This window comes from Streptomyces sp. NPDC048258, assembly GCF_043201995.1.
Lineage (GTDB): Bacteria > Actinomycetota > Actinomycetes > Streptomycetales > Streptomycetaceae > Streptomyces.
The window spans coordinates 468,177-493,530 of record NZ_JBICZH010000003.1 but is presented as its reverse complement, the minus strand read 5'-3'; the positions used below and the strand labels follow the sequence as shown (position 1 = coordinate 493,530).

General features: G+C 72.4%; 28 protein-coding genes and 1 pseudogene. 11 read left to right on the top strand and 18 right to left on the bottom strand.

The window, feature by feature from the left end:
• Positions 1-57 precede the first annotated feature (57 nt).
• The gene (locus tag ACGFYQ_RS09775; protein ID WP_393741789.1) at positions 58-720 is read left to right on the top strand and encodes a GPP34 family phosphoprotein; all 663 of its coding nucleotides are present in this window, start codon (positions 58-60) and stop codon (positions 718-720) included.
• Between the two features lie 25 nt (positions 721-745).
• On the opposite strand, the gene ACGFYQ_RS09770 is transcribed toward ACGFYQ_RS09775, so the two are convergent.
• Positions 746-1,237 carry an NUDIX hydrolase gene (locus ACGFYQ_RS09770; RefSeq protein ID WP_393741787.1) on the bottom strand — a complete coding sequence of 164 codons (492 nt, stop codon included), beginning with the start codon at positions 1,235-1,237 and terminating at the stop codon, positions 746-748.
• Positions 1,234-1,851, bottom strand: coding sequence for a helix-turn-helix domain-containing protein (locus tag ACGFYQ_RS09765; RefSeq protein ID WP_393741785.1), 618 nt, complete (start codon positions 1,849-1,851; stop codon positions 1,234-1,236). The genes ACGFYQ_RS09770 and ACGFYQ_RS09765 overlap by 4 nt, the downstream gene beginning before the upstream one ends.
• Before the next feature lie 66 nt (positions 1,852-1,917).
• Between ACGFYQ_RS09765 and ACGFYQ_RS09760 the strand changes: the two genes are divergently transcribed.
• Together ACGFYQ_RS09760 and ACGFYQ_RS09755 are read left to right on the top strand one after the other, a co-directional pair.
• Positions 1,918-2,889 (top strand): NAD(P)/FAD-dependent oxidoreductase, encoded by a 972-nt coding sequence (locus ACGFYQ_RS09760; protein WP_393741783.1) that lies wholly within the window; start codon positions 1,918-1,920, stop codon positions 2,887-2,889.
• Between the two features lie 177 nt (positions 2,890-3,066).
• Positions 3,067-4,449 (top strand): NAD(P)/FAD-dependent oxidoreductase, encoded by a 1,383-nt coding sequence (locus tag ACGFYQ_RS09755; protein WP_393741781.1) that lies wholly within the window; start codon positions 3,067-3,069, stop codon positions 4,447-4,449.
• Between the two features lie 84 nt (positions 4,450-4,533).
• On the opposite strand, the gene ACGFYQ_RS09750 is transcribed toward ACGFYQ_RS09755, so the two are convergent.
• The gene (locus ACGFYQ_RS09750) at positions 4,534-5,607 is read right to left on the bottom strand and encodes an ATP-dependent DNA ligase (RefSeq protein WP_393741779.1); all 1,074 of its coding nucleotides are present in this window, start codon (positions 5,605-5,607) and stop codon (positions 4,534-4,536) included.
• A 75-nt stretch (positions 5,608-5,682) separates the two neighbouring features.
• Between ACGFYQ_RS09750 and ligD the strand changes: the two genes are divergently transcribed.
• Positions 5,683-6,702: a non-homologous end-joining DNA ligase gene (gene ligD / locus ACGFYQ_RS09745; protein WP_393741777.1), complete on the top strand. Its 1,020-nt coding sequence runs from the start codon at positions 5,683-5,685 to the stop codon at positions 6,700-6,702.
• 55 nt (positions 6,703-6,757) lie between these two features.
• On the opposite strand, the gene ACGFYQ_RS09740 is transcribed toward ligD, so the two are convergent.
• The gene (locus tag ACGFYQ_RS09740; protein ID WP_393741775.1) at positions 6,758-8,005 is read right to left on the bottom strand and encodes a serine hydrolase domain-containing protein; all 1,248 of its coding nucleotides are present in this window, start codon (positions 8,003-8,005) and stop codon (positions 6,758-6,760) included.
• A gap of 414 nt (positions 8,006-8,419) precedes the next feature.
• Between ACGFYQ_RS09740 and ACGFYQ_RS09735 the strand changes: the two genes are divergently transcribed.
• The 3 genes and pseudogenes from ACGFYQ_RS09735 (at position 8,420) to ACGFYQ_RS09725 (ending at position 10,366) form a co-directional block, all read left to right on the top strand.
• Positions 8,420-8,923 carry an alpha/beta fold hydrolase gene (locus ACGFYQ_RS09735; protein ID WP_393742137.1) on the top strand — a complete coding sequence of 168 codons (504 nt, stop codon included), beginning with the start codon at positions 8,420-8,422 and terminating at the stop codon, positions 8,921-8,923.
• Positions 8,920-9,492: pseudogene (locus ACGFYQ_RS09730) on the top strand (MFS transporter); the annotation flags it as partial. The gene ACGFYQ_RS09735 and the pseudogene ACGFYQ_RS09730, both read left to right, overlap by 4 nt.
• A 193-nt stretch (positions 9,493-9,685) precedes the next feature.
• Positions 9,686-10,366, top strand: coding sequence for an MFS transporter (locus ACGFYQ_RS09725; RefSeq protein WP_393742135.1), 681 nt, complete (start codon positions 9,686-9,688; stop codon positions 10,364-10,366).
• On the opposite strand, the gene ACGFYQ_RS09720 is transcribed toward ACGFYQ_RS09725, so the two are convergent.
• On the bottom strand, positions 10,350-11,012 hold the full coding sequence (locus ACGFYQ_RS09720) for a TetR/AcrR family transcriptional regulator (RefSeq protein ID WP_393741773.1): 663 nt from the start codon (positions 11,010-11,012) through the stop codon (positions 10,350-10,352). The two genes, ACGFYQ_RS09725 and ACGFYQ_RS09720, sit on opposite strands and share 17 nt — an antisense overlap.
• A gap of 126 nt (positions 11,013-11,138) precedes the next feature.
• Between ACGFYQ_RS09720 and ACGFYQ_RS09715 the strand changes: the two genes are divergently transcribed.
• Both ACGFYQ_RS09715 and ACGFYQ_RS09710 read left to right on the top strand, forming a co-directional pair.
• Positions 11,139-11,933 carry a VOC family protein gene (locus ACGFYQ_RS09715; RefSeq protein WP_393741771.1) on the top strand — a complete coding sequence of 265 codons (795 nt, stop codon included), beginning with the start codon at positions 11,139-11,141 and terminating at the stop codon, positions 11,931-11,933.
• Positions 11,934-11,990: 57 nt separating this feature from the next.
• Positions 11,991-12,251 (top strand): WhiB family transcriptional regulator, encoded by a 261-nt coding sequence (locus ACGFYQ_RS09710; RefSeq protein ID WP_393741769.1) that lies wholly within the window; start codon positions 11,991-11,993, stop codon positions 12,249-12,251.
• On the opposite strand, the gene ACGFYQ_RS09705 is transcribed toward ACGFYQ_RS09710, so the two are convergent.
• From ACGFYQ_RS09705 to ACGFYQ_RS09665, 9 genes are all read right to left on the bottom strand, one after another.
• Positions 12,252-12,827: a hypothetical protein gene (locus tag ACGFYQ_RS09705; protein ID WP_393741767.1), complete on the bottom strand. Its 576-nt coding sequence runs from the start codon at positions 12,825-12,827 to the stop codon at positions 12,252-12,254.
• On the bottom strand, positions 12,824-13,441 hold the full coding sequence (locus ACGFYQ_RS09700) for a hypothetical protein (RefSeq protein WP_393741765.1): 618 nt from the start codon (positions 13,439-13,441) through the stop codon (positions 12,824-12,826). Before ACGFYQ_RS09700 ends, ACGFYQ_RS09705 begins: the two co-directional genes overlap by 4 nt.
• Positions 13,441-14,574 carry a hypothetical protein gene (locus ACGFYQ_RS09695; protein ID WP_393741763.1) on the bottom strand — a complete coding sequence of 378 codons (1,134 nt, stop codon included), beginning with the start codon at positions 14,572-14,574 and terminating at the stop codon, positions 13,441-13,443. The genes ACGFYQ_RS09700 and ACGFYQ_RS09695 overlap by 1 nt, the downstream gene beginning before the upstream one ends.
• Positions 14,567-14,869 carry a hypothetical protein gene (locus ACGFYQ_RS09690; protein WP_393741761.1) on the bottom strand — a complete coding sequence of 101 codons (303 nt, stop codon included), beginning with the start codon at positions 14,867-14,869 and terminating at the stop codon, positions 14,567-14,569. The genes ACGFYQ_RS09695 and ACGFYQ_RS09690 overlap by 8 nt, the downstream gene beginning before the upstream one ends.
• 72 nt (positions 14,870-14,941) lie before the next feature.
• Positions 14,942-15,913: an acyl-ACP desaturase gene (locus ACGFYQ_RS09685; protein WP_393741759.1), complete on the bottom strand. Its 972-nt coding sequence runs from the start codon at positions 15,911-15,913 to the stop codon at positions 14,942-14,944.
• Between the two features lie 167 nt (positions 15,914-16,080).
• Positions 16,081-16,320, bottom strand: coding sequence for a hypothetical protein (locus tag ACGFYQ_RS09680; RefSeq protein WP_393741757.1), 240 nt, complete (start codon positions 16,318-16,320; stop codon positions 16,081-16,083).
• A gap of 123 nt (positions 16,321-16,443) precedes the next feature.
• On the bottom strand, positions 16,444-18,081 hold the full coding sequence (locus ACGFYQ_RS09675; protein WP_393741755.1) for an ABC-F family ATP-binding cassette domain-containing protein: 1,638 nt from the start codon (positions 18,079-18,081) through the stop codon (positions 16,444-16,446).
• A 193-nt stretch (positions 18,082-18,274) separates the two neighbouring features.
• On the bottom strand, positions 18,275-18,691 hold the full coding sequence (locus tag ACGFYQ_RS09670) for an SsgA family sporulation/cell division regulator (RefSeq protein WP_393741753.1): 417 nt from the start codon (positions 18,689-18,691) through the stop codon (positions 18,275-18,277).
• A gap of 179 nt (positions 18,692-18,870) precedes the next feature.
• Complete coding sequence (locus ACGFYQ_RS09665; protein ID WP_393741751.1) at positions 18,871-19,284, bottom strand: (4Fe-4S)-binding protein; 414 nt, start codon at positions 19,282-19,284, stop codon at positions 18,871-18,873.
• Positions 19,285-19,358: 74 nt separating this feature from the next.
• Between ACGFYQ_RS09665 and ACGFYQ_RS09660 the strand changes: the two genes are divergently transcribed.
• Positions 19,359-20,447 carry a WD40/YVTN/BNR-like repeat-containing protein gene (locus ACGFYQ_RS09660; RefSeq protein WP_393741749.1) on the top strand — a complete coding sequence of 363 codons (1,089 nt, stop codon included), beginning with the start codon at positions 19,359-19,361 and terminating at the stop codon, positions 20,445-20,447.
• A gap of 242 nt (positions 20,448-20,689) precedes the next feature.
• Here ACGFYQ_RS09660 and ACGFYQ_RS09655 read toward each other — a convergent pair whose 3' ends face one another.
• Both ACGFYQ_RS09655 and ACGFYQ_RS09650 read right to left on the bottom strand, forming a co-directional pair.
• Positions 20,690-21,178: a GNAT family N-acetyltransferase gene (locus ACGFYQ_RS09655; protein ID WP_393741747.1), complete on the bottom strand. Its 489-nt coding sequence runs from the start codon at positions 21,176-21,178 to the stop codon at positions 20,690-20,692.
• Positions 21,179-21,226: 48 nt separating this feature from the next.
• Positions 21,227-21,526, bottom strand: coding sequence for a YciI family protein (locus ACGFYQ_RS09650; protein WP_393741745.1), 300 nt, complete (start codon positions 21,524-21,526; stop codon positions 21,227-21,229).
• 26 nt (positions 21,527-21,552) lie between these two features.
• Between ACGFYQ_RS09650 and ACGFYQ_RS09645 the strand changes: the two genes are divergently transcribed.
• Positions 21,553-22,233: an endonuclease V gene (locus ACGFYQ_RS09645; RefSeq protein ID WP_393741743.1), complete on the top strand. Its 681-nt coding sequence runs from the start codon at positions 21,553-21,555 to the stop codon at positions 22,231-22,233.
• Between the two features lie 11 nt (positions 22,234-22,244).
• Here the strand turns inward: ACGFYQ_RS09645 and ACGFYQ_RS09640 are convergent, their stop codons facing one another.
• Positions 22,245-23,462, bottom strand: coding sequence for a saccharopine dehydrogenase family protein (locus tag ACGFYQ_RS09640; RefSeq protein WP_393741741.1), 1,218 nt, complete (start codon positions 23,460-23,462; stop codon positions 22,245-22,247).
• Positions 23,463-23,584: 122 nt separating this feature from the next.
• Positions 23,585-25,255 (bottom strand): PKD domain-containing protein, encoded by a 1,671-nt coding sequence (locus tag ACGFYQ_RS09635; RefSeq protein ID WP_393741739.1) that lies wholly within the window; start codon positions 25,253-25,255, stop codon positions 23,585-23,587.
• Between the last annotated feature and the right edge of the window lie 99 nt (positions 25,256-25,354).

Genomic DNA, 25,354 nt, shown 5'->3' with positions numbered 1-25,354 from the left:
GGTGGCGGCCGGACGTCCTCACATCAAGAGGCTCGCGGACGACGGGGGGGACCACGCGTGGGAATCACACTGGCCGAGGAGATCGTACTGCTGTCCTTGGACGACGAGTCCGGGGCGGCGCGACAGCGCCAGTCGGCTGGCTGGGCCGTGGCGGGCGCGATCCTGCTCGAACTCGTCATGGCGGAGCGGGTGTCGGTGTCGGGCACGTACCTGGAGCTCAGGGACGCCACGCCCACCGGGGAGCAGCTGCTCGACGGCCGGATCCTGTTGATCGAGGCCTGGCTGCGGGGTCGTGACAAGCGCAAGGTGACGGACTGGCTGGCGAAGGACCACACCAAGGCGTTCGGTGCCGCGCTGGAGAGCCTGGGCGAGCGCGGGCTGGTGGTGGCGGAAGTGCACAAGGTGCTCGGGATGTTCCCGCAGCGGCGCTATCCGGAGGCCGACGGCGCCGTCGAGCGCGCACTGCGGGAGCGGCTGAGCGACGTCGTCCTCCAGGGCACCGAGCCGGACGAGCGGACGGCCGGCCTCATCGCCCTGATCCACTCGGCCAAGCTGCACCGGCTCGCCTTCCCCGACCTGCGGCAGGACTCGGTGGCCCCGAGGATGGCGGAGATAGCCGCCGGCCAGTGGGCGGCCGAGAGCGTCCGGGCGGCCATCCGCGACATGCAGGCCGCGATGGTCGCGGTGACGGCGGTGACGGTACTGACGGCCACCTCGTAGGCGGCCGGCCGCCCTCTGCGGGCCCTCAGGCGCTCGTGGCCGGGCTCACGGTCGGGTAGTCGTACGAGGGGACGTGCGGAAGCGCCGTGAGGTCCGGCCGCCAGGAGCGCAGCACGGCCGCCGACGGGGCGTACAGGGCCGCCGGGATCTCGGCGGGGGGGAACCACTGCCAGCGGGCGATCTTGTGGGGCTCGGTGACGGTGGGGACGCCCTCCGCCGTGGTGGTGACGGCGGCCGCCGTCAGCCGGGTCAGGCCGGACTTCGCGTCGATCTGGACGGACAGCACCCGGATCGCCTCGGGATCCGCCCGCAGGTCCGTCTCCTCGGCGAGCTCGCGGGCGGCGGCCTGCTCGAAGCCCTCCCCGGGGTCGACCTTGCCGCCGGGCAGCTCCCAGCGGCCGTCGTGTGCCTGGCCGAGCAGGATCCGGCCGTCCGGGCCGACCACGACCAGGCCGACGCCGACGACGGCGTTGGGCTGCGGGACAGCCCGCTGGGGGCGCTCGTCGGTGGTGCTCATGTACGTCCTTCCGGTGAGGTGGTGGGCCTGGCGCGGACGTGGATCCGCTCGCCCTGCGGGCCGAAGAGGCTGAGGAACTCCGCCGCCTGCGGGCCCGGGTTGAAGAAGGCGTGCGGGGTGCGCGTGTCGAACTCGGCGGCCTCCCCGGGGCCGAGCACGAGGTCGTGCGCGCCCAGCAGCAGCCGGACGCGCCCGGACAGCACGTACAGCCACTCGTAGCCCTCGTGGACCCGGAGTTCCGGCAGCGGCGGTGTGCCTTCGACGGGCGGGAGGATCTGCTTGAAGGCGCGCACCCCGCCGAAATTGCGGGTCAGCGGCACGTAGGTGCTGCCGTGGCGGACGATGGGACGCGGGCGGATCCGGGGATCGCCGGTGTCGGGCGCGCCGACCAGCTCGTCGAGCGCCACCCGGTGCGCCTTGGCCAGCGGGAGCAGCAGCTCCAGCGTCGGCCTGCGCTGCCCGGATTCGAGCCGGGAGAGGGTGGAGAGCGAGATTCCGGTGGCCTCGCTGAGCTGGGCCAGCGTGGTGCCGCGCTGCTGGCGCAGGGCGCGCAGTCGCGGGCCCACGGCCGTCAGCACGCGCGCGAGTTCCTCGTCCTGCTCCTCGGTGGCCATCACCCCATTTGCCGCTTCGGCAAGAACATTTGTCAAGTGGGGACCGGTGGGCAGACCCTCGAAGGCATGGACAACGCATGGAACGACTCGTTCGACGTGGTGGTCGTGGGAGGTGGGGCGGCCGGGCTCGCCGGGGCGCTGACCCTGGCCCGGGCCCGCCGCTCGGTGCTGGTGATCGACTCCGGCAGCCCGCGCAACGCGCCCGCCGCTCACCTGCACGGATACCTCGGCCACGACGGAGCGAGCCCGGCCGGACTGTTGGCCAGGGGACGTGCGGAGGTCACCGGCTACGGCGGCGAGGTCCGGCCGGGCACGGTCGTCGCCGCCGACCGGCTGCCCGACGGGGGTCTCCTGGTCCGCTGCGGGGACGGCTCGACCGTACGGGCGAGGCGGCTGCTGGTCGCCACCGGACTGGTGGACGAGCTCCCCGCCGTGCCGGGGCTCCGGGCGCGCTGGGGGCGGGACGTGCTGCACTGCCCGTACTGCCACGGCTGGGAGGTCCGGGACCAGCCGGTCGCGGTGCTGGCCGACGGTCCCCTCGCCGTGCACCAGGCCGGGCTGTGGCGGCAGTGGAGCACGCGGACCACCCTGCTGTCGCACACCTGGCCGCTCATCGCCGAGGACCGGGAGCTGCTGGCCGCCCGGGGCGTCGGGGTCGTCGAGGGCGAGGTGACCGGCCTCCTCGTCGACGAGGACCGGCTGACCGGGGTGACCCTGGCCGACGGAGGCGTGGAGCGGTGCCGGGCGCTGGTGGTGGCGCCCCGGTTCACCGCCCGCTCCGGCGTCCTGACCGGCCTGGGCCTGCCCACCGTCGCCCTGGAGCGGGACGGCCACGTCATCGGCACCTGTGTCGAGTCCGATCCGTCGACCGGTGCCACCGCCCTCCCGGGCGTCTGGGCGGCGGGCAACGTCACCTCCCCGATGGATCAGGTCGCGGGCGCGGCCGCGTACGGGGTCCGCGCGGCTGTCGCCGTCAACGCCGACCTGATCGAGGAGGAGACCCGGCGGGCGGTCGAGGCGTACAGGGTGACGGCGTGACGGCGTGACCGCGTGACCGCGTGACCGCGGGCGGCGGTGGGCCGGCCCTGTGAACCGAGGCCGAGCGGGCCCCGTACCGCCGGGCATCGGACACCTGTACGGGTTTCGGCCAGGTTCCGTCCGCGCAGGCTCTGGGCGGTCTGATCGTCGTACCGTTCAGCGGCTCAGGGGGGCTCAATGGCACATGTGCTGGTCATCGGCGGAGGCGTCGGAGGGCAGGCCACCGCCCTGCTCGCGGCGCGGCAAGGGCACACGGCGGAACTGTTCGAGCGCGACACGCGAGCCCCGGGTACCGCGCTCGACCGCGACTTCTTCGGCTGGCGGCGGCCGACCGTACCCCAGTCGACCCAGCCGCACGCCCTGCTGGGCGCCGCGCGCAACGTCCTGCGGGACGAACTGCCGGACGTCCACGAGGAGATGCTCCGGCTCGGGGCCCGCGAGCGGCACGAGCTGGACTGGTTCGACGTACGGCCGCCCGCGCGCCCCGGCGACGAGGACCTCGTCATGCTGCAGGCCCGGCGCATCGTCCTGGAGAGCGCGCTGGCCACCGCCGTGCGCGCCGAACCGGGTGTCGTCGCGCGGTACGGGCAGCCGGTCACCGGGCTGCTCACGGCGCCGGGGATCCGGGTGACGGGAGTGGCCACGGAGGCCGGGAGTTACGAGGGGGACCTCGTCGTGGACGCGGGCGGCCGGCGAGGCGGCGCCGAGCGCTGGCTGGCGGCGGCAGGGTGCCGCCCACCGGTCGTGGAACGGCACCGCACGGGCCTCGCGTACTTCTGCCGCTGGTACCGGCTGCCCGAGGGCACGGACGAGGGGCCGCGCCGGCCCTGGGCGGTGACGGGCGGATCCTTCGCCGGGTGCGCGGTCTTCCCCGCCGACAACCGGCTCTTCGCCGTGACGCTTTTCGTGCACACCGGGGACACGACGCGCTCGGCGCTGCGCGACACCGCCGTCTTCGAGGCCGCCGCCCGTTCCTTCCCGCCCGGCGCGGCCTGGCTGGCCCTGGGCGCCGAGCCGCTGTCGGAGGTACTGGCCACCGCGAGCCTGGACAACCGGTGGAGCGCGCTGGCCGACGAGCGGGGGCCGGTGGTGAGCGGGCTGGTGCCGGTCGGGGACGCGATCACGCACACCAACCCCACCCTCGGACAGGGCACCTCGCTCGCGTTGTGGGCCGCGCGCAGGGTGGCCCGTACGGCGCACCAGGACCCGGGGTCGGAGCAGTTCGCCGCCGGTTACCACGCCTGGGCGGTGCGCACGCTGAAGCCGTGGTTCGACTTCCAGGTGGTCGCCGACGAGGCCATCGGGGAGCGGTTCGCGACCCGGGCCGGACGTACGGGGCCGGCCCGCGAGGTGGCCGCGCTGTTCGACTGCGCACTGGAGGACCCGGAGGTGATGCGGGCGCGGGCCAGGGTCCGGCACCTGGCCGAGCCGCCGGAGCGGGCGTACGCGGATCCGGAGATCCGGGCCCGGGTGGCGCGCTGGCTGGCCGCGCGGCCGGGTTACGCGCCGAACGGTGCGGGGCCTGACCGGGCGGAGTGGGAGAAGTTGACCTCGGGATGAGCGGGACGGGGGCCGGTCGCCCGGCCGCCGGTCGCGAGCCTGTCGGTCGAGCCGGTCGGTCGGTCGAGCCATCGGTCGAGCCGGTCAGCCGGCCGGCGGCGGGCCGAGCACCTCGGCGAGGTCGTAGCGGACCACCTCCTCCAACTGGGCGTAGGTACAGCTCTCCGGCATCCGGTCGGGCCGCCACCGGCGGAACTGGGCCGTGTGCCGGAAGCGGTCGCCCTCCATGTGGTCGTACGCCACCTCGATGACCCGCTCGGGGCGCAGCGGCACCCAGGACAGGTCCTTCTTCCCGGTCCAGCGGCTCTGCGCGCCGGGCAGCCGGGCGCTCTCGTGGGCGGACTCCTCGGCCCAGGCGGCCCACGGGTGGCCCTCGGGGTCCGCCATGCGCAGCGGTTCGAGTTCCTCGACGAGCTCGGCGCGGCGCTTCATGGGGAAGGCGGCGCACACGCCGACGTGCTGGAGGGCGCCCTGGCCGGCGTACAGGCCGAGCAGCAGCGATCCGACAATCGGACCGCTCTTGTGGAAGCGGAAACCCGCGAGGACGACGTCGGCCGTACGCTCGTGCTTGATCTTGAACATGAGGCGGGCATCGGGCCGGTAGGGGAGATCGAGGGGTTTGGCGATCACCCCGTCGAGCCCGGCGCCCTCGAATCGCTCGAACCACTCCTGCGCGAGGGCGGGGTCGGTGGTCGCGGGCGCGAGGTGAACGGGGGGCCGAGCGGTGGAGAGGGATCGGGCGAGGGCGCTGCGGCGGTCGGCGAGCGGGGTGTCGAGGAGCGCCTCGTCGGCGAGCGCGAGCAGATCGAAGGCGATGAAGCTGGCGGGGGTCGTTTCGGCGAGCAGTTTCACGCGCGACGCGGCGGGGTGGATCCGCTCGGTCAGCCGATCGAAGTCGAGGCGCCCGCCATGAACGATCACGATCTCGCCGTCCACGACACAGCGCGGGGGCAGGTTCTCCTTCAGGGCCGCCACCAGCTCGGGAAAGTACCGGGTCAGGGTCTTGCCCGTGCGGCTGCCGATCTCGATCTCGTCGCCGTCGCGGTGCACGATGGCGCGGAAGCCGTCCCACTTGGCCTCGTACTGCATGCCCGGCGGGATCCTGGCCACGGACTTGGCGAGCATCGGCTTCACGGGCGGCATCACCGGCAGGTCCATGTCTCCGATTCTGCGGTGGTGCGTCCGGCCCCGCCCGGTGTGCGGGTCCGGCCGGGCCCGCCTAGCGTGGCGCACATGGGTGCTGCCGGTAATGCGATCGAGCTCGACGCGGGCGGGCGGGCGGTACGCCTGTCCAACCCGGACAAGGTGTACTTCCCGGAGCGCGGCCTCACCAAGCGGGATGTGGCCGAGTACTACCTGGCGGTCGCGGACGGCATCACGCGGGCCCTGCGCAACCGGCCGACGACCCTGGAGCGGTATCCGGACGGGGTGGAGGGCGAGTCCTTCTTCCAGAAGCGGGCACCGAAGAACCTTCCCGACTGGATCCCGACCGCCCACATCGCCTTCCCTAGCGGCCGCAGCGCGGACGAGATCTGCCCGACCGAGCCGGCCGCCGTGCTGTGGGCCGCCAACCTGGGCTGCCTCACCTTCCACCCCTGGCCGGTGCGGCGCGAGGACACCGACCGGCCCGACGAACTGCGGATCGACCTCGATCCGCAGCCGGGCACCGACTACCACCACGCGGTGGCGGCCGCGCACGAACTGCGCGCCCTGCTGGAGGAGCTGGGGCTGCGGGGCTGGCCCAAGACCTCGGGTGGCCGCGGCCTGCACGTCTTCGTCCCGATCGCGCCGCGCTGGACCTTCACCGAGGTGCGCAGGTGCGCCATCGCCCTCGGCCGGGAACTGGAGCGCCGGATGCCGGGCAAGGTCACCACGGCCTGGTGGAAGGAGGAGCGCGGCGAGCGGATCTTCGTCGACTACAACCAGACGGCGCGCGACCGCACGATCGCCTCCGCCTACTCCGTCCGCCCCCGCCCGCACGCCCCGGTGTCGGCGCCGCTGCGCTGGGACGAGGTGGACGACGCGGAGCCGCGCGACTTCGACATCGTGACCATGCCGGCCCGCTTCGCCGAACTGGGCGACCTGCACGCCGACATGGACGACCACGCCTTCACCCTGGACGCCGTACTCGAACTCGCGGCCCGCGACGAGCACGAGCACGGCCTGGGGGACATGCCCTACCCTCCGGACTACCCGAAGATGCCGGGCGAGCCGAAGCGGGTCCAGCCGAGCCGGGCGAAGCGCGAGGACTGAACCCGGCTCGTCGACCGGGGCGCGTCAACTGGGCGTCAACTGGGCTTCGAAGGCGTCAACTGGGCTTCGGAGCAGGCGTGGGCTTCGGGGCGGGCGGCTTGTGGCCGGGGTACACGTGGTCGGGGGTCACGATGCTGGTGATCGCTTCGCCGAAGAGGGTGCTGGGCTCCTGGCCGTCGTGCAGGACGTCGGTGTTGAGGAGGACCACCATGGTCGCCTGCGCCTCTGGCAGGTAGACGGTCAGCGTCTCGTACCCGGGCAGTGAGCCGTTGTGGCCGATCCAGCCCTGGATGTCGAAGATGCCCAGTCCGTAGCCGGCGCCGGGAATGCCGATCGAGGTGGTCTTCAGCCGCTCGGCCTGGGTCGCGGGCGTCAGCAGCGTGCCGGTGGCGAGAGTACGCGCCCAACTGCGCAGGTCCTGCAGGTCGGAGATGATCGCTCCCGCGGCCCAGGCCCAGGAGGGGTCCCAGTCGGTCGCGTTCACGATCTTGCCCGAGGCCGACTGGTCGGTGTAGCCCTGCGCGTGCGGCTCGGGGAACTCCGCCCCGACGGGGAAGAGCGTACGGCGCAGTCCGGCGGGCTTCAGGACGCTCTGATCGATGACCTCGTGGAGCGGCCGGCCCGTGATCTTCTCCACCACCAGGCCGAGCAGGATCAGGTTGGTGTTGGAGTACTCCCACTTCTCGCCCGGCGCGAACTGCACCGGGTGCTTGAAGGAGTAGCCGAGCAACTGCTGTGGCGTGAAGGGCTGCCGGGGGTGGGCTTCGAGCGCCTTGTCGAAGTCCTCGTCCTCGGAGTAGTTGAACAGTCCGCTGCGCATGCCGGCGAGTTGGCGCAGGGTGATGCGGTCCCCGTTCGGAACGCCGGTGATGTACTTGCCGATGGGGTCGTCCAGGCCGATCTTGCCCTGGTCGACCAGTTGCAGCAGGGCGGTCACGGTGAACGTCTTCGTCTCGCTTCCGATGCGTATCTCGAAATCGCTCCGCATGGGAGCGCCGGTCGCCTTGTCGGCGACCCCGAAGTTCCTCACGTAGCTCCCCTTGCCGGGGGCCCACAGCCCGACGGTCACGCCCGGCACCCGCGCCTCGCGCAGGACCTGCTGTATGGCGGCGTCCAGTTGCGCCGCGACGGCCGGGGTGAGCTGCCGGAATTCCGTGTCACCGTCCGGGGAGGGGGCGGCCGGGGCGAACTGCCCCTGGGCGGGCGTTCCGTAGGCGGAGCCCGCGACGGTCGGGGCGATGAGCAGACCCGCGGCGGCGGCAGCCACGCAGGCCCGGCGAAGCCGTATGTACGTCGACCTCACGGCATGCCTCCTGTTGTTCCTGTCGTACGAGGACCTACGAGGATCAAGGCAAGGCGGTGGCACCAGGGTAGGTCCGCGTCATCCGGGGCGCGCGACCAGACATCAAAACAGCACGAACGATCGTGCTAATATCTTCTCATCATCCTGCCAGTGCCATCCGGCCGTCTGGCCATCTGAGGAGATCCGGAGAACCGGGCATGCATCCCATGGCTTCACTCCTGAGCACGACCCTCGACATCGGCGCCCGGCTCGCCCCGGGCCTGACCGGACCCCGCGCCTTCGCGCTGTTCGTCCGTCCCCTCGGCCGCGCCCGGCTCCGCCCCGACGAGGCGGAGCTGATGGCGCGGGCCGAGACCACCCGCCTGCTCGTGCGACGCCCCCGGCCACGGGGAGTCCGGCGGCCGCGCCTCCACGATCCTCGACTACCGGGCCGTCATCCGCCGACTGCACGCGGAACACGGGGACTTCTCGGCGGTCGTGGCCCACTCCTTCGGCGTGCTCGCCACCTTCTACATGCTGCGCGACGGCGTACGGGCCGACCGCGTCGTCGCCATCGGGGGCGTCGCCGACTTCGACTACCTCCTGGACCGGTTCTGCGCCCGGCTGCGCCTGAGCGAGGAGGTCCGGGCGGTTCTGCGCGGCCATGTGGAGCGCCGGCTCTTCCCCGGCGAACCCGACATCTGGCAGCGCCTCGACGCCGGTCGGCGCCAGGCGGACCTGGCGGCCCCGATCCTGCTCGTCCACGACGCGGACGACGACGTGGCCGCCCCCGCGCAGTCCCGCGCGATCGCCGCCGCCTACGGTTCCCAGGCCCGGCTGATCGAGACCAGCGGTCTGGGCCACCGACGCGTCCTGGCCGACCCGGAAGTCATCGCGGCAGCCGCCGGGTTCGCGACGTCCCCGGCGGTGGCCCGATGACGCGCACCGCTCCGCTGGCCCCGGCCGCAGATCCCGCCCGCACCGACCCGACGGCGGAGCCCGACCCCCGGCGGATCCTCCTCCTCGCCTGCGCCGTCACCTTCCTCGCGTTCCTCGACGCCACCGTCGTCAACGTGGCCTTCCCCGATCTTCGGCGCGCCTTCCCGGAGGCGTCACTCGCCCGGCTGACCTGGGTGGTCAGCGCCTACGCCGTGCTGTTCGCCGCGCTGCTGGCCGCCGCCGGGCGGCTCGCCGACACCCTGGGCCGGCGCGCCCTCTTCCTCGGCTCCGCCCTCGCCTTCACCCTCACCTCGCTCGCCGCGAGCGCGGCCCCCACCGCCGAACTGCTCATCCTCGCCCGCGCCCTTCAAGGCGCGGCGGCCGCCGGCATGATCCCGGCCGCGCTGGGCCTCGTACTGGCGCACACCCCTCCCGGGCGGCGGGCCGCCGCGCTCGGTGCCTGGGGCGCCGCGGGCGGACTCGCCGCCGCCGTCGGTCCCAGCCTGGGCGGGCTGCTCGTCGAGGCCTGGGACTGGCGCGCGATCTTCCTCGTCAACGTGCCGCTCGGCCTGGCGGTCTGCCGGGCCGCCGCGCGCGCCGTGCCCCGGGACGGCCGGACCGGAAGCCAACTCCCTGACCCGGCCGGTACGTTCGCCCTCGCGCTTGGCATCGGGGGCGTGGTGACCGGCCTCTCCCAGGGCGAGGAGTGGGGAGTGGGGCTGGACCGACCGTGCGGTACTCGGACTCGTCGGCGGCGGAGCCCTGTTCGCGGGGCTGGCGCTGTACCGTTCGCGCCGTCATCCGGCCCCGGCCGTCGACCGCGACCTGTGGCGCGACCCGGTCTTCGCCCGCGCCACCGTGGGCGCCCTGCTCTTCGGCGCGGCGATGTACGCGTGGCTGCTGACCGGCCCCTCCTACCTCATCGCCCGGTGGAACTACTCGGTCCTGGAAGCCGGTTTCGGCGTCACACCGGGAGCCGTGCTCGCCACGGTCGGCGCCCTGGTCGTCGGGCGCCGGGTGCCGGCCCGCCGGCAGTGGGCGGCCGTCACCGTCGGCTCCCTGCTGTTCGCCGCCAACGCCCTGCTGCTGTGGGGCTGGGCCGGCGCGTCGGCCTCGTACGCCCAGGTCTTCCTCCCGGCCGGCCTGCTGGGCGGCCTCGGCATCGGGGTGACCCTGACCGCGCTCTCCACGGCGGCCTCGGCCACCCTCCCCGCGCAGCGGTTCGCGGCCGGGACGGGTCTGTTGATGACGGCTCGCCAGCTGGGCGGGGCGCTCGGCGTCGTGGCCACGGCGGCCCTGCTGGCCGGGGCCGGAGCCGGGGCCGGGGGCCAGGCCGGGGAGCACTGGCGCGGGGTGTTCCTGCTGGCGGCCCTCGGCGCGCTGGGGGCGGCGGCCGTGGGCTGCTCGATGCGCGTGCGGAGCGGGGTCAGGAAGGAGAGCTGAAGGCGGACGGCCGGTCCGGGAGCTCCTCCGGAGCGGCCGCCACCGCCCGCAGCCGGTCGAGGATGCCCCGGCCGGCTCGTTCGTACGCCGCCGGGTCCTCGTGCAGGACGGAATGCGCGTTGGCCAGCTCCATCAGGGCGATCACCTCGAAGGCGAGCTGCGGCACGTCCGCCGGGTCGAACCCGTCCCGGAGACCGCCCGCCAGCCGGGCCTCTTCCAGGACGCGCTCGATGTAACGCGTCCAGTCGGAGCGCGCCTTGGCGATCTCGTCGCGTACGGGGCCGGGGCGCGCGTCGAACTCCGCCGAGACGCCGTAGAAGAAGCATCCGCCGGGGAACACGCGGCGCCCGGAGTAGTCGAGCCACAGCTCGCACACCCGCCACACCTTGGCGAGGCCGGCGGGGTCCTCGCGCATGGGCCGGACGACCTGCTCGACGAACACGTCCACGGCGGCGCGGACGGTGGCGAGCTGGAGGTCCTCCTTGGAGCCGAACAGGGCGAACACGCCGCTCTTGCTCAGGCCGAGGTCCGCGGCGATCTTCCCCAGGGACAGGCCTTCCAGGCCGTCCACGGAGGCGATGCCCATCGTCCGGTCGAGAACGGTCCGTCGCGTCTGGTTGCCGCGTTCCACGCGTCCGTCTGCCATCCCCCCATCTTACCGAACGCACGGTCGTTCACTCTGTAGGGCGGGCGCCGGGCCACTGTCAGTGGCGGGTGCCATGCTCGAAGAGGAGAGGACAGGACAGACAGGACAGTGGAAGGGGTGCGGACCATGCTCACCACGGACTACAAGGACGGCTCCCCGAACTGGGTGGACCTCGGCACGTCGGACATGGGTGCAGCCGCCGACTTCTATGCGGGACTGTTCGGCTGGGACTTCCAGGCGGGCGGCGAGGAGGTCGGCGGGTACGGGATGTTCCACCTCGGCGACAAGACGGTCGCGGGCGGCATGGCCGTCCCGGCGGACCAGGGCTCGTGTGCCTGGCAGGTGTACTTCCAGACCTCCGACGTGGACGCGACGGCGGCGGCCGTGACCAAGGCGGGCGGCTCGGTGACGTTCGAACCGATGGATGTCATGGACTTCGGCCGGATGGCGATATTCGCCGATCCGGAGGGAGTCGGCTTCGGGGTGTGGCAGCCGAGGCAGACCAGGGGCCTGGGCGCGGTGACGGAGGTGGGGTCCCTGTGCTGGACTGAGCTCTACACGGGCGATGTGGCCGGGGCGGCCGAGTTCTACCGCGCGGTGTTCGGCTGGGAGATCGGCGAGATGCCGTTCGAGGGCGGTACGTACACGATGGCCAAGCCGGCCGGCACGACGGAACAGGCCTCCTTCGGCGGTCTGGTCCCGATCTCGTCGGACCCGGTGGAAGACGCCGAACGGCCTTACTGGACGCCCTACTTCGAGGTCGCCGACTGTGATGCGACGGCGGCGAAGGCGGAGGAGTCGGGCGGCAAGGTCCGTCTCACCCCGGTGTCCATGGAGGGAGTCGGCCGCTTCGCCAAGCTGGCGGATCCCTTCGGGGCGCGGTTCGCGGTCATAGCCAGCGTGCCGCCGGTGGGGTCATGACAGGGTGTTGATCGCGCGTTGATCGGACGTCCATCGGCGGCGGTCAGTATCACCGGCATGTCGATGAACACCACCACCACCACCACCACCACTGCCACCGCCCCCGCTTGGTACGACCTCGCCCTGTGCGCCCAGACGGGTCCGGGCTTCTTCTTCCCCGAGCCCGGCTCTTCGCTGCGCGACGCGAAGCGGCTGTGCGGGGCGTGCGAGGGCCGGGCGGCGTGCCTGGAGTACGCCCTGGCCAATGACGAACGCTTCGGCGTCTGGGGCGGCCTCTCCGAGTCCGAACGCCTCGCCCTGCGCCCGCGCCGCCGCTGATCAGGTCCGCGTGCCCTTGCCGCTGCGCCGGACCAGTCCCACCCGCAGCGCGAGCTCGAACCCCTCCCCGCCGACCTCCTCCCGGCGCGGCGCGTGGGGCACGACCCGCACGGGGTAATGCCCCCCGACGGGCGACACGACCCCACCGAAGCGGGGGTCCCCGGCGAACCAGATCCGGTCGGGCTGGTTGTTCTCCAGTTCCGCTACGGGGAACGGGATGGTGCGGAACGTGCCCGTGAGGTCATCCCCGAATGTGACGGCGATGGTCGCGGGGCTTCCTGTTGCCCTCGGCGGCAACCAGCAAGGCACCTCTCGCCATGGATAGGCCTGAAGAATTGCGGCGACGCGGTGTCGCCGGAAATAGGTGACCACTACCCAGGGCAGGAAGGGTGCGACGAGCACGATGATCAATGCGAACGCAGCTGCGGCATGAGGAACATGGCCGACGCCGCCGAGGGCGACTACGGGAGGGACGCCAAGGCTCAGCACCCAGATGGCACGGCGAACCGCCAAACGCCTGTAGCCGAGAACGGTCGGAGCGTGATCCCAAGCCACCTTGGTGAGTGCGAGCGTCACAGGAGCACCTCCAGGATGCGCGAGGTCGGGGGCGCGAGAGGAGGGCTGGGGTTGGGATCGGTGAAGGTGAGGGTGAGCGCGATCGCTTCGAGGATGTCGGTGTATGCACCGTGGTGCTGGGTTGCCGCGCTGGTGAGGTCCAGAATGAGCACATGCAGGCCGCCCGGGTGGCTTGTGGCGATCCGTGCCTGGAATACCTGCTGCTGTACGCGCGGTACGTCGATGGTCCCCGCTACGAGATAACACGGGAGCGATGACGGCAGGTCGATGAAGCGGCGGGTCGAGGTCTCCCACACGGTGGAACGAGCGATACCAAGGGCGGTTCGTGCAACGGATGCCCGCGGGTTGGGATCGATAGCGGGCCGAACGCTCAGAGAGAAGAGCGATGTGCAGACGCCGACTGGTTCGTCCGGATGCAAGCCAATCGCCGTGTGTACGACGCCGTGCCCGGCCAGTTCGTCGAGGCCGTCCACCAGTTGAGCAAGTTCCCGTTGGGCATCCGGGCTGCCCAGCGCCTGAGCGACAGAGTCTAGGATTGTCCGATCCTCGGGACCGATGTCGTGGAAACCCGGGGGCAGCCGAAACCACACGGGCGGCAGGGCGGTCTCGTGCATCACGGCCTCATCACCGTCCAGAATTGGCGTGATTTCGCCACCGTCGACGGGGTATCGTCCAGGACACCCCGCACGCCGTCGGCAGCGGTCGAACCGTGCTCGACCGCATCGCTGTCGCTGACGTAGTCAGCGACTGCTGTTGCCGCGCCCGCTCCTGCCACGGCTACACCCACTCGGTCCCTCACATGTTGAGGCGATTCCCGCAGGGCCCATGCGGTGAGCGGGCTCTCTACCTCACGCAGCGTGTTGGCGGTCGACCATGTCGTGCTCCGGAACGCGGTGGCTCCCGCGCCCAGGCCCGAGGGGGCACTGGCCTCGGGGGCGGCGACCATTGCGGCGCGGGCCGCTGCCGCGCCCGCCTTCGCGCCCGAGGCGACCGCTGCGAGGCCCGGGACCGAGCCTGCCGTGTCGCCCAAGAGGGTCACCGAGCTCTTCCAGAAGTCCGCATCGAACTCGCCCTTCGTGGCACCGTCCACCAGTGGCTTTCGGAACTTCGGGTCTGCCAGGTGTGTCGTGAGTGCTGCCAATGAGAGGCCTCCGGCCACGAGCATCACGGCCAGGCCCGCCGGTGGGCAGGCCAAGGCGATGCCGGCTCCCAGAAGACCCAGGATCGCCGACGCGTTCGACAGGCCGTCGCCCGGGTCGTCGACGATCTTGTGCCAGATCGAGGACAGGAGGCCCGGTTCCTTCGGGGTCAGGCGGGCCGACGCCGTGTCCAGCGTGGCCGCCACCCGGCGGGCCGCCGCCGCGTGCTCGGAGGCGAGCTCCCGGGCGAGGCGGCGGGCGTCGGCCAGGGCCTCGGGGGTCTTGGCCGTGGCAGCCCGGGACTCGTACTGGGCCGCCAGCGCGCGATGGGCCACCAGCGTCTCGTGCCACCCCGTGAGCCGCCGCGCGGCCTCCGCGAGGGAGGTGTGGGCCGAGGCCAGGTAGCGGGGGAGTTCCTGCGAGAGGGAGGCGCGGAAGGCGGTGGCGGCCTCGCCCTGCCAGGCCGAGCTGTGCGAGACCAGCGCCTTCATGACGCGCGAGGCCTCGCCGAGGGAGGCCGCCGACGCGGAGAGTTTCCTGGTCAGGGCCAGGACCGCCGTCGGATTCCCGGGGGCCGGGTCGAAGCCCAGCGTGGCGTGCTCAGTCATGCGTGGCCGCCGCCTGGCGGAAGGCCGCGCGGATGGCCTCCTCCAGCTCCGCGAACTCCGCGGCGCTGCGGTCCACGCCCTCCCGTACCGTCTTGACGCGCTTGGTCAGCTCCCGCGTCCCGAAGGCCCATCTCTTCTGGAAGCCGTCACACGCCGCGTCCAGGTCGGCCGTGCCCAGCTCGTCGGCCCGCACGTGGTCCAGCGCGCGCCGGGCGTCGCGCAGGGCGGCCAGCGAGGAGTCCAGAGCACGGGTCAAACGGGTCAGCTGGTCGATGTCCACCCGGAGCGAGGTCATGACGCGAAACCCTGGCAGAGCACGGCTCTGCCAGGGCAATCGGCATCACTCGCCCGAGCGAGCGGGAATCGGTCAGGCCTTGCGGGCCGCGATGCGCGCCGCGCGGGCGGCCAGGCGCTCGTCGAACTTGCGGGCCTCTCCGTCCAGGCCGTTCATGAACAGACCGAGCTCCTCCTGGGCCTTCTGGCCGTCGGGGCCCAGGCCGTCGATGTCCATGATCTTCAGGAAGCGGATCACGGGGCTCAGCACGTCGTCGTGGTGGATCCGCAGGTTGTAGACCCCGCCGATCGCCATCTGCGCGGCCATCCGCTCGAAGCCGGGCATGCCGTGTCCGGGCATCCGGAAGTTGACCACGACGTCCCGTACGGCCTGCATGGTCAGGTCCGGAGCCAGCTCGAAGGCCGCGCCCAGCAGGTTGCGGTAGAAGACCATGTGCAGGTTCTCGTCCTGCGCGATGCGCGCCAGCATCCGGTCGCAGACCGGGTCACCGGACTGGTGGCCGGTGTTGCGGTGCGAGATGCGGGTGGCGAGCTCCTGGAACGCGACGTACGCCACCGAGTGGAGCATGGAGTGGCGGTTGTCGGACTCGAAACCCTCCGACATGTGCTGCATCCGGAACGCTTCCAGCTTGTCCGGGTCCACGGCGCGGGAGGCCAGCAGGTAGTCGCGCATCACGATGCCGTGGCGGCCCTCCTCGGCCGTCCAGCGGTGCACCCAGGTGCCCCAGGCGCCGTTGCGGCCGAAGAGCGAGGCGATCTCGTGGTGGTAGCTGGGGAGGTTGTCCTCGGTCAGCAGGTTCACGACCAGCGCGATCTTGCCGATCTCGGTGACCTTGGACTGCTCCGGGTCCCAGGCCTCGCCGTCCTCGAAGAAGCCCGGGAAGTTCCGGCCGTCGCTCCACGGGACGTACTCGTGGGGCATCCAGTCCTTGGTGACCTTCAGATGGCGGTTGAGTTCCTTCTCGACCACCTCTTCCAGCGCGAACAGCAGCTTGGCGTCCGTCCACGCCTCCGAGCTGCCGAGGTGGGGAGAGGTGATCGTCACGGGTACTCCTGGGTGCAAAGCGAATTACCTACGGTTCCGTAGCCTACGGAGTCGTAGGTTAAGCGCGACATTAAGACGCAGCCAAGCCCCAGGCATGCCTATGTCCGGTTACATCCAGTTATCTGTGCAGTTTGAGCGGCGTCTGAGCGGGAATCCAGGGGCCAAAGTCACGCCAGGAGGTGGTCCGCGGCTCCCGCCTTGACGGCCGAGATCAGCGCGCGGAGGGCGTCGATCGAGTCGGTGACGTACGCGGCGGGGTCCGTCGTCCCGATGTACGCCTTCCCCTCGGCGTCCCGGCCGAGCGGATGCGGTTCGCGCCGGCGGGCGCAGACGCTCCAGCGGCCGCGGCGTACGTGCAGGACTGCCCGGCGCCCGGGAAGCCGCCAGCGGTGAAGGATGACCACCACCGGCGTACGCCCGCTCCGACCGTGCCGGCTTGCGCTACGGTCGGTAGCGCAAGCCTCGCAAGGGGTTACCCCGTAGCCCCGCCGGCAATTCGACGCGCTGCCGATGCGCGGCCGCGCGGGTCGTCAGTGCCAGAGCGCCTCCCGGACCTCCTCGGCCGTCGTCGGCCGTAGCTCGCCGTCCAGCAGCAGCCACCGCGTGATGCCGATCGACTCCAGGAACGGCACGTCATGGCTGGCCACCACGAGCGCTCCCTCGTACGACTCCAGCGCGTCCGTCAACTGCCCCACGCTCGCCAGGTCCAGATTGTTCGTCGGCTCGTCCAGCATGAGCAGCTGCGGAGCGGGCTCCGCCAGTAGCAGCGCCGCCAGCGCCGCGCGGAAACGCTCCCCGCCGGACAGGGTGCCGGCCGGCCGGTCCGCCCGGGCGCCGCGGAACAGGAAGTGCGCCAGCCGCGCCCGGATCAGGTTGTTCGTGGCCTGCGGGGCGAACCGCGCCACGTTCTCCACCACCGAACGGCTCTCGTCGAGCACGTCCAGCCGCTGCGGCAGGAACCGCGTGGTCACATGGGTGACCGCCGTGCCGGACTCCGGCGCGAGCAGCCCCGCGACCGTGCGGAGCAGGGTGGTCTTGCCCGAGCCGTTGCGGCCCACCAGCGCGATCCGCTCGGGACCGCGCAGCTCCCACTCGCCCGGTACGGCCGCCCCGTGCACCAGGCGCAGATCGCTCAGGGTCAGGACCTGGCGGCCCGGCGGGACCTGGGTGGCAGGCAGCTCGATCCGGATCGCGTCGTCGTCGCGTACCGCCTCCACCGCGTGGTCCAGCCGTTCCTTCGCCTGGGCCAGCTTCTCGGTGTGCATGACGCGGTGCTTGCCCGCCGACTCCTGCGCGGCCCGTTTCCGGGCGTTCATCACGATCTTCGGCTCGCGCTTGGTGTCGTACATCTTCTGGCCGTACCGCTTGCGCCGCGCCAATTTGACCTGGGCGTCGGCCAGTTCGCGCTTCTGCCGCTGTACGTCGGCCTCCGCGACCCGGACCATCCGCTCGGCAGCCTCCTGCTCGGCGGCGAGCATCTCCTCGTAGTCCGTGAAGTTGCCGCCGTACCAGCGGACTTCGCCGTCGCGCAGATCGGCGATCTGGTCGACCCGCTCCAGCAGCTCCCGGTCGTGGCTGACCAGGACCATCACCCCGGTCCACGACTCGACCGCCGCGTACAGGCGGCGCCGGGCCCGCAGGTCCAGGTTGTTGGTGGGCTCGTCCAGCAGCAGTACGTCGGGGCGCGCGAGCAGCAGGGCGGCCAGCCGCAGCAGTACGCACTCACCGCCCGAGAGTTCGCCGACGGTGCGGTCCAGGCCGATCCGGGCGAGGCCGAGCTGGTCGAGCGTGGCCAGGGCCCGCTCCTCCACGTCCCAGTCGTCGCCGACGGCGGCGAAGTTCGCCTCCGTGGCCTCGCCCGCCTCGATGGCGTGCAGGGCGGCCCGGGCGGTCCGGATGCCGAGGGCCTCGTCCACGCGCAGCGCGGTGTCGAGGGTGACGTTCTGCGGGAGGTGGCCGACGCTGCCGGCGACGGACAACTGGCCTTCGGTGGGCGTCAGTTCACCGGCGAAGAGCTTCAGCAGGGTGGACTTCCCACAGCCGTTGAGCCCGATCAGGCCGGTGCGGCCGGGGCCGACGGCGAGTTGGAACCCGTCGAAGACGGGCGTGCCGTCGGGCCAGTCGAAGGAGAGCGCGGAGCAGGTGAGATAAGCAGGGGCGTGACTCATAGAGGCCTCCAGGTTGCGTGAGTGGTGCGTGCAACGCGGGGAGACAGCCGACGGTCAGGTGCGCTGGTGCGCTGGTGTGTCGGTGTCTCGAACCTCAGACGAGCAATGTCCTGCTCCGTTTCGACGGCGATGTGGCGCTTACGAAGCTACGGGCGGCCGGATCCGCCCGCAAACGAATTAAGGGATCGGTGTCTCAGCGGGTGTCGCGCATCAGCTCGGCCAGGCTGTGGTCCATGTCGAGGTAGAGGTGCTCCAGACCGGGCGGAACCACGGTCGAGGCCCGCTTCAGGAACCGGTGCAGCTCGGCCGTCACCATCAGCACGATCGCCACGCCCTCGGGCGCGTGGAACTCGATCGTGGTCCGGTCGGCGTCGTACGGCCGCACGCGCACGTCGCCGCAGCCCGACGGGCGGTCCAGCCCGGACTCCAGCAGCTCGCGCGCGAAGGTCCAGGAGACCTCGACGCCCTCCAGGGTGGCCGGGGCGGGGAAGGCCATGCGCACGGCGAACGGATCCGCCCGGTCGTAGCAGAGGGTGACGGGAACGGTCTCGACCTTCGGCGCGGTGGCGACCAGACGGGCCTGTACGGCCTGCTCGATGACAGTGATCACGGCTCACTCCCTTGCGGCGGATCTGCTGCCGGGCTGTGGGGTGGAACCCGGCAACCCGATAGACGCCGGAATCGGCAAATCCGTGCATGGAAGGTGACGTGAGCTGTGTCACCGATTGGCCGGAACCCGTCTGTGTGATCGCACAGAGTGACCGTCGGGGAGGCGTGACGGCGGGAAGATCAGTCTGACCGGCAGGTTCCGGAGAGGTCGCAGAAGGGCTTGTTACCGCTCACTCCACAGGCGCAAAGCATGGCCCGGGTCTCCCTGCGGACGGTCCCGTCCGCGGCCGTCACGCTCAGGTCGCCGCGCAGCACGAGCCGGCCGGCGGCGTCGCGTACGACGGTGGTCGGCCGGTCCGGCTCCTCGCCCGGGCCGTCCGCGAGCCGGTACTGGAGCGCCCCCGAGGGGCAGCGCCGGATCACCTCGGCGACCTGCTCGGGACCGGCACCGTCCGGTTGCACCCAAGGGCGCTGCCCCGAGTCGAACACCTGGGGCAGGCCGCGCACGCACTCGGCGGCGTGCAGGCACCGCCCGGTCTCGTAGGTGACGGTGATGAGCTTGCCGTCGTAGGCCTTGGGCTCTGTGGAGGGCATGGCCCCAATCTAGGAAGGCGGGGGCCGTGACGCACCCTGGACGGCGAATCGGGCGTGCGCTAGCTTCCGGCGCCATGAGACTTCTGGGAGTTGGCATGTGCGGGGCGGTTTTGGCGGTGGGGCTGCTGGCGGCGCCCGCTCAGGCGTCCGCGGGCGGAGAGCCGGCGGACGCGGAACTGCGCAGCGCGGGCTGGGCGTTGAAGGACACCGGGAAGGACGTCCGGTTCCGGGGGCTGGCGGCGGTCAGCCGGACCACGGCCTGGGTGGCCGGTTCCAAGGGGACCGTGCTGCGCACGGTGGACGGCGGGCGCACCTGGGGCGACGTCTCGCCGCCGGGTGCGGTCGCGGAGGGACTGGAACTGCGTGACATCGAGGCCTTCGACGCGCGGCGCGCGGTCGCCCTGTCGATCGGGGAGGGCGAGGCGTCCAGGGTGCTGCGCACCGAGGACGGCGGCGCCACCTGGACCGAGACCTTCCGCAATCCCGACCCGCGCGCCTTCTACGACTGCCTCACCTTCTTCGACGCCCGTCACGGGCTGGCGATGAGCGACCCGGTGGACGGACGGTTCCGCATCCTGTCGACGGACGACGGCGGGCGGAGCTGGCGGGTGCTGCCCGGCGAGGGGATGCCGGCGGCGCTGGCGGGGGAGGCGGGCTTCGCGGCCAGCGGCCAGTGCCTGGTCAGTGCCGGTCCGCGCGACGTCTGGCTGGCCACGGGCGGCGGGCCCACCGCGCGGGTGCTGCACTCCGCGGACCGCGGCCTCACCTGGCGGGCCGCCGAGTCCACGGTCCCGGCGGGCGACCCGGCGCGGGGCGTGTTCGCCCTCGCCTTCCGGGACCGTACGAGGGGCCTCGCGGTCGGCGGCGACTACCGCGCCGGGCAGGCCTCCCCGCAGGCCGCGGCCATCTCCTCCGACGGGGGCCGCACCTGGCGCCAGGCGGCGGCCCCGCCGCCGGCCTACCGCTCCGGCGCGGCCTGGTACCCGTACAGCGGCGGCACGGCGCTGGCGGTGGGGCCGACGGGCACGGACGTGACGGTGGACGGGGGCCGCAGCTGGCGGTCGCTGGACGCGGGCTCGTTCGACACGGTCGACTGCGCCGCGGACACCGGCTGCTGGGCGTCGGGTGAGAAGGGGCGGGTGGCCCGGCTGGAGCGCCGCTGACTAGTGCTGTGACCGGCAAGGTTCACCGGGTCGCGGCGCTCCCCCGGCTACCTCCCCCAGACTCCGTCCGGGGGGACCCCCAGGGAGGTACCCCCAGGCACGGCACCTCGCCGCGTTGTCGGACCGCGCAGGTACGTCCAGTACGAGCCGCGGTCCTCCGCCTTGCGATGCACCGCACCTGGGGGCACCTCCCAGCGGTAGCTGGGGGAGCCGCGCCCCGGCAAACCTTTCCGGCCACAGCACTAGGGAGCCGCGGTGAACCGGTCCATGCCCGGGTAGCGGCCCGGGGCGAAGCCCGCCGCCCGGTAGACCGGTTCGCCGTCCGCGCTGGCGTGCAGCTGGACGTAGCCGATGCCGATGCTCTCCAGCCAGCCGACCAGTCCGTCGACGACCGCCCGCCCGTGGCCGCGCCCCCGGGCGGGCCCGTCGGTGACGATGCCGTCGAGGTAACCGCGCCGGCCGTCGGTCCACCGGGGGCTCGGCAGGTGGTACGTCACCCAGGCCATCCCGGTGGCCAGCAGCGGCTCGCCGGGTGCGCCGCCGACGACCAGGCAGCGCATGTCGGGGCGTTCGCCGACGCGCTCGGCGAACCAGTCGTACGCGGTGTGACGCCAGGCGGCGTCGGCCGGCCCAGGGTCCACCCCCAGGGAGGCGAGGGCGACGGCGCGCAGCCGGATCAGCTCGGGTATGTCACCGGGGGCGGCGAGCCGGGGGTGGGCGGGGGCGGGCATCGGTTCTCCGTTGGTGACGGTGGGACGACGTCTTCGGGGGCCGGGGCCCTACGCCACCGGGTTCTCCCGTACGGTCGCGAGGTCCGCCGACGTCTTCGTCGCGATGAACTCCGTGATGCGGTAGGAGCAGACGCCCGCCACCGTGAACGGGTCCTCGGACGCGATCTTCTCGATCTCCGCGCGGGAGACCCCGCCGGCCAGGATCACGCCCCCGTCGCGCGGGACCTTGCGGCCCGACGCGAGGAAGACACCGGAGGCGTAGTAGCCGTCCAGCCAGGCGACGTGGGCGTCCATCTCGTCTTCGACGGCTTCGATGGGCGCGGTGTAGGTGAGCTCCATGACGAACATGATCGCCAGGCTACTCTCGCTCCATCATGACGAGTACGAAGACCCCCGCCGACGAGGCCGAGGCCCGGGCGATACAGGACGAACTACGCCATCAGGTCGTGCTCACCGAGCCCGGCCCGCCGCCCGGCCGCGGGCTGGTCGCGGGAGTGGACGTCGCCTACGACGACGCGCGCGACCTCGTGGCCGCCGCGGCCGTGGTGCTCGACGCCGCGACCCTGGAGGTCGTCGAGGAGGCCACCGCCGTCGGGCACGTCAGCTTCCCCTACGTGCCCGGGCTGCTCGCCTTCCGCGAGCTGCCGACCGTATTGGCCGCCCTCGACTCGCTGACCGCCGTGCCCGGCCTCGTCGTCTGCGACGGCTACGGGCTCGCCCACCCCCGCGGCTTCGGCCTCGCCTGCCACCTCGGTGTGGTCACCGGGCTCCCGGCCATCGGGGTCGCGAAGAACCCGTTCACCTTCACGTACGAGGAACCGGGCGACCGGCGGGGCGACTTCGCCCCGCTGGTCGCCGCCGACGGCGCCGAGGTCGGCCGGGCGCTGCGGACCCAGGACGGCATCAAACCGGTGTTCGTCTCCGTCGGGCACCGCGTCTCGCTGGACAACGCCTGCGCCCACGTCCTCGCCCTCAGCCCCCGCTTCCGGATCCCCGAGACCACCCGGCACGCCGACGCCCTGTGCCGCCGCGCCCTGCGCGAGGCCACCGGGTAACCCACCGGGGGTCAGCGGGCGTCCGCCACCCGGAAGGTGATCCCGGCCTTCTGCAGGCGGGTGATCAGCGCGTCGCCCATCGCCACGGCCGTCGTCAGCTGTCCGGCGGCCTCCGGCAGGGCGTCGTGGGCCAGGCAGAGCGCCGACTCCGCCAGCATCTTCGCCGTCTCCCCGTACCCCGGGTCGCCGCCCGACACCTCGGTGAGCACCCGCCGGCCGCCGCCCTCGCCCACGAACCGCACCGTGAACCAGCTGCGCGCCCGCCGCTCCGCGTCCGGCCCCCGGCCCGGCTCCCAGCGGTTCATCAGCCACCGCCGGACGGGAGGGACCTGGGCCAGGGCCACCGTCGCGCCCACCGCCGCCGTCCCGCCCACCGCGACGGGGAGGTGCTTGACCGACGCGTAGTGCCGGTAGCGGAAGTCCGGGCCGTACCGCTCCAGGGCGGCCGCCGACCGGGCCACGATCGTCGGGTCCAGCGTGGGCAGCGGCAGCGCCCAGGTGCCGGTCTCCCGGCTGAACCGCGGCGGCCCCACCGGCCCCCGCGCCCGCCTCCCCAGCAGCCGGGGCTCGTACAGCCGGCGGGCGTGCGCGGCCGCCAGGGTCTGCGGACCGCGGCTCACCGCGGTCAGGGCGGAGGCCAGGGTCCCGCCCGAGAACAGCGCGTTGGACCGCACGAACCCGTCGACCCGCAGCGGGACGCCCTCGGGCAGCCGGCCAACCGTGAAGTACGCCCCGAGGTCGGCCGGGATCGAGTCGAAGCCGCAGGCGTGCACGAGCCGCGCCCCGGTCTCCCGGGCCCGCGCGTCGTGCTCGACGTACATCCGGTCCACGAACTCCGGCTCCCCGGTGAGGTCCACGTAGTCCGTGCCCGCCTCGGCGCAGGCGGCGACCAGCTCCGCGCCGTACCAGACGTACGGGCCCACGGTGGTGGCCAGCACCCGGGTGGACGCGGCCAGTGCGCGTACCGCGCCGGTGTCCGAGGCGTCCGCCCGCAGCAGCGGGAGCACCGCGCAGGCCGGGTCGATCGCGGTCAGCCGCTCGCGCAGCCGTTCCAGCTTCGCGAGGTCCCGGCCCGCGAGGGCCCACCGGCAGCCGGCGGGCGCGTGCGCGGCGAGGTACTCGGCGGTCAGCGCGCCCACGAACCCGGTCGCGCCGAAGAGCACGACGTCGTAGGCCCGTTCCGGATGGTCCGCGCGTTCCGGATGGTCCTGCCGAACCTGTGCGTTCATGAAACCGCTCCTCCCAGCTGGTGTCGGTGGCCGAGGCTAGCGTGCGGGCGGAACGGGCAGCGCCCCGGGGACGGCTCGGACGGCCGTACCCCGGGGCGCTGTCGTTCACGCCTGCCGGCGGATCAGTTCTTGTCGTAGTAGCCGAACATGTCAACGATCATGTCGATGTCGTCGTCGGACTGGTTCCAGAAGTCGACGATGCCGTTGTATCCCGTGCTCGCCTGCACCAGGTTCGGGACGGTCTTGCCCGCGGTGAAGTTGAGCGTGGAGGAGATGGGCGCGGCGGGCCAGGACGCCGAGCCGTTGTCGTACATCCAGCGAGCGTTCGGGTCGGGCGCGACCGCGACGAAGCCGGGGCCGCCCGTGTTGGTGGCCGTGGTGTTCAGCACGTAGCCGCTGATGTCGGGCCACTTCGAGGAGAAGTCCACCCAGATGTAGCTGCGGCCCCACAGCGGCCCGAAGATGCCGCCCTGGGGGTCGCGGGTGTCGAACACGCGCTTCGGCTTGACGCGCATGTACGAGCCCTCGCCGTCCGCGCTGTAGTAGCCGACGACGTCGACGATGACGTCGGTTCCGGCCCAGGCGCCGTTGCGGATGTTGATCCTGCCGTCGGCGCCGACCGGGACGATCACCGAGTTGGCGACGGTCTGCCCGGCAGTGAAGTTCAGGTTGGAGGCGCTCGGTGCCTGCTGCCCGCTCGGGTAGGCGGTCAGGTGACCGGCCTCCCGCGGGTTCGTGACGGTCACGTTGAGCGCCACGGCGGTGACGCCGGCCGGCACGCCGCGGCTCCCGCCGATCTGCAGGCCGAACGACGACTGGCCGGCGACCTGGCCCCTGGCGGTGCCGAGACCCTCGCGGGTGTCGGCGAAGCGGGTCGGAGTCATCGGGGTGTAGCCGCTGGAGGAGGCCTTGGTGAAGTAGCCGCTGATGTCGGCGATCAGGTCGATCGACTCCCAGCCGCCGTTGTACAGCTCCACGTAGCCGTCCTGGCTGACCGGCACGACCGCCAGGTTCGGGACGGTCTGACCGGGGGCGAAGTTGACGTTCGAGGTGATCGGTCGTTCCGCGCCCGCGGGGAAGGCCGTGACGTGGCCGCCGCTGGTGGCGTTGGTGACGGTCAGGTTGAGGACCGCGGCGGTGACGCCCGCCGGGATCGCGCCGTTGCCGCTGATCTTCACCTTGGCCGAGGTGTACGGGGCGATCTTGCCCCGCGCCGCGCCCGTCCCGTTGCGGGTGTCCAGGAGGCGGGTGGGGCTGTACGGGGTGAACTCGTTGCCCAGGGTGGCCACCGCGACGCTGTTGGTGGCCGAGGTGTTGTTGGCGGCGTCCGTCACGGTGACCGTGATCGTGTAGGTGCCGAGCTCCGCGTAGTTGTGCGGGGTGGTGATCGTCTTGCCGCCGGTGAAGCTCTCCTGGCTCGTGGTGCCGTCGCCCCAGGAAATGGCGACGTTGAGCCAGGCGTCCGGCACGCTGGTGATGGTGGTGTCCAGCTCCAGCGAGTGCGCGGTCACGGTGTAGGCCGCCAGGCCCACCGAGAGGTCGGGGTTGCCGACCGCGGACTGCGGGGCAGCGGCCGCCTTGCCCTCGGCGCCCGCGGTGGCCTTGCGGACCGAGCGGTCGGCGGAGCTGTTGAACGTCTTGGCGTCCTCCAGTGTGGCCTTCTTCAGGTCCACGTCGGGCACGGACACCCCGTGCGAGCCCGGCGCCGCCGGATCGGCCTGCGCTACCCCCGGTACGAGACCTACGCCGGCCGCGATGACGGCGGCGGAAAACATGAGTCGGCGATTGCGCACCGGCCCCCCCATTTTCTGTTAACGCTTGAACAGGTTCGAAAGCTCGCTCAGAGTACACAGACACCGGGCGGTTGATCAGGGGGTTTCCGTGCCTGATCG

Bases quoted from the DNA above. Each gene is read 5' to 3' on its own strand.
- ACGFYQ_RS09770 (WP_393741787.1), bottom strand. From the start codon at position 1,237: ATGAGCACCACCGACGAGCGCCCCCAGCGGGCTGTCCCGCAGCCCAAC.
- ACGFYQ_RS09765 (WP_393741785.1), bottom strand. From the start codon at position 1,851: ATGGCCACCGAGGAGCAGGACGAGGAACTCGCGCGCGTGCTGACGGCC.
- ACGFYQ_RS09760 (WP_393741783.1), top strand. From the start codon at position 1,918: ATGGACAACGCATGGAACGACTCGTTCGACGTGGTGGTCGTGGGAGGT.
- ACGFYQ_RS09755 (WP_393741781.1), top strand. From the start codon at position 3,067: ATGGCACATGTGCTGGTCATCGGCGGAGGCGTCGGAGGGCAGGCCACC.
- ACGFYQ_RS09750 (WP_393741779.1), bottom strand. From the start codon at position 5,607: ATGGACCTGCCGGTGATGCCGCCCGTGAAGCCGATGCTCGCCAAGTCC.
- ligD (WP_393741777.1), top strand. From the start codon at position 5,683: ATGGGTGCTGCCGGTAATGCGATCGAGCTCGACGCGGGCGGGCGGGCG.
- ACGFYQ_RS09720 (WP_393741773.1), bottom strand. From the start codon at position 11,012: ATGGCAGACGGACGCGTGGAACGCGGCAACCAGACGCGACGGACCGTT.
- ACGFYQ_RS09715 (WP_393741771.1), top strand. From the start codon at position 11,139: ATGCTCACCACGGACTACAAGGACGGCTCCCCGAACTGGGTGGACCTC.
- ACGFYQ_RS09710 (WP_393741769.1), top strand. From the start codon at position 11,991: ATGTCGATGAACACCACCACCACCACCACCACCACTGCCACCGCCCCC.
- ACGFYQ_RS09700 (WP_393741765.1), bottom strand. From the start codon at position 13,441: ATGCACGAGACCGCCCTGCCGCCCGTGTGGTTTCGGCTGCCCCCGGGT.
- ACGFYQ_RS09695 (WP_393741763.1), bottom strand. From the start codon at position 14,574: ATGACTGAGCACGCCACGCTGGGCTTCGACCCGGCCCCCGGGAATCCG.
- ACGFYQ_RS09690 (WP_393741761.1), bottom strand. From the start codon at position 14,869: ATGACCTCGCTCCGGGTGGACATCGACCAGCTGACCCGTTTGACCCGT.
- ACGFYQ_RS09675 (WP_393741755.1), bottom strand. From the start codon at position 18,081: ATGAGTCACGCCCCTGCTTATCTCACCTGCTCCGCGCTCTCCTTCGAC.
- ACGFYQ_RS09665 (WP_393741751.1), bottom strand. From the start codon at position 19,284: ATGCCCTCCACAGAGCCCAAGGCCTACGACGGCAAGCTCATCACCGTC.
- ACGFYQ_RS09660 (WP_393741749.1), top strand. From the start codon at position 19,359: ATGAGACTTCTGGGAGTTGGCATGTGCGGGGCGGTTTTGGCGGTGGGG.
- ACGFYQ_RS09655 (WP_393741747.1), bottom strand. From the start codon at position 21,178: ATGCCCGCCCCCGCCCACCCCCGGCTCGCCGCCCCCGGTGACATACCC.
- ACGFYQ_RS09650 (WP_393741745.1), bottom strand. From the start codon at position 21,526: ATGTTCGTCATGGAGCTCACCTACACCGCGCCCATCGAAGCCGTCGAA.
- ACGFYQ_RS09645 (WP_393741743.1), top strand. From the start codon at position 21,553: ATGACGAGTACGAAGACCCCCGCCGACGAGGCCGAGGCCCGGGCGATA.
- ACGFYQ_RS09640 (WP_393741741.1), bottom strand. From the start codon at position 23,462: ATGAACGCACAGGTTCGGCAGGACCATCCGGAACGCGCGGACCATCCG.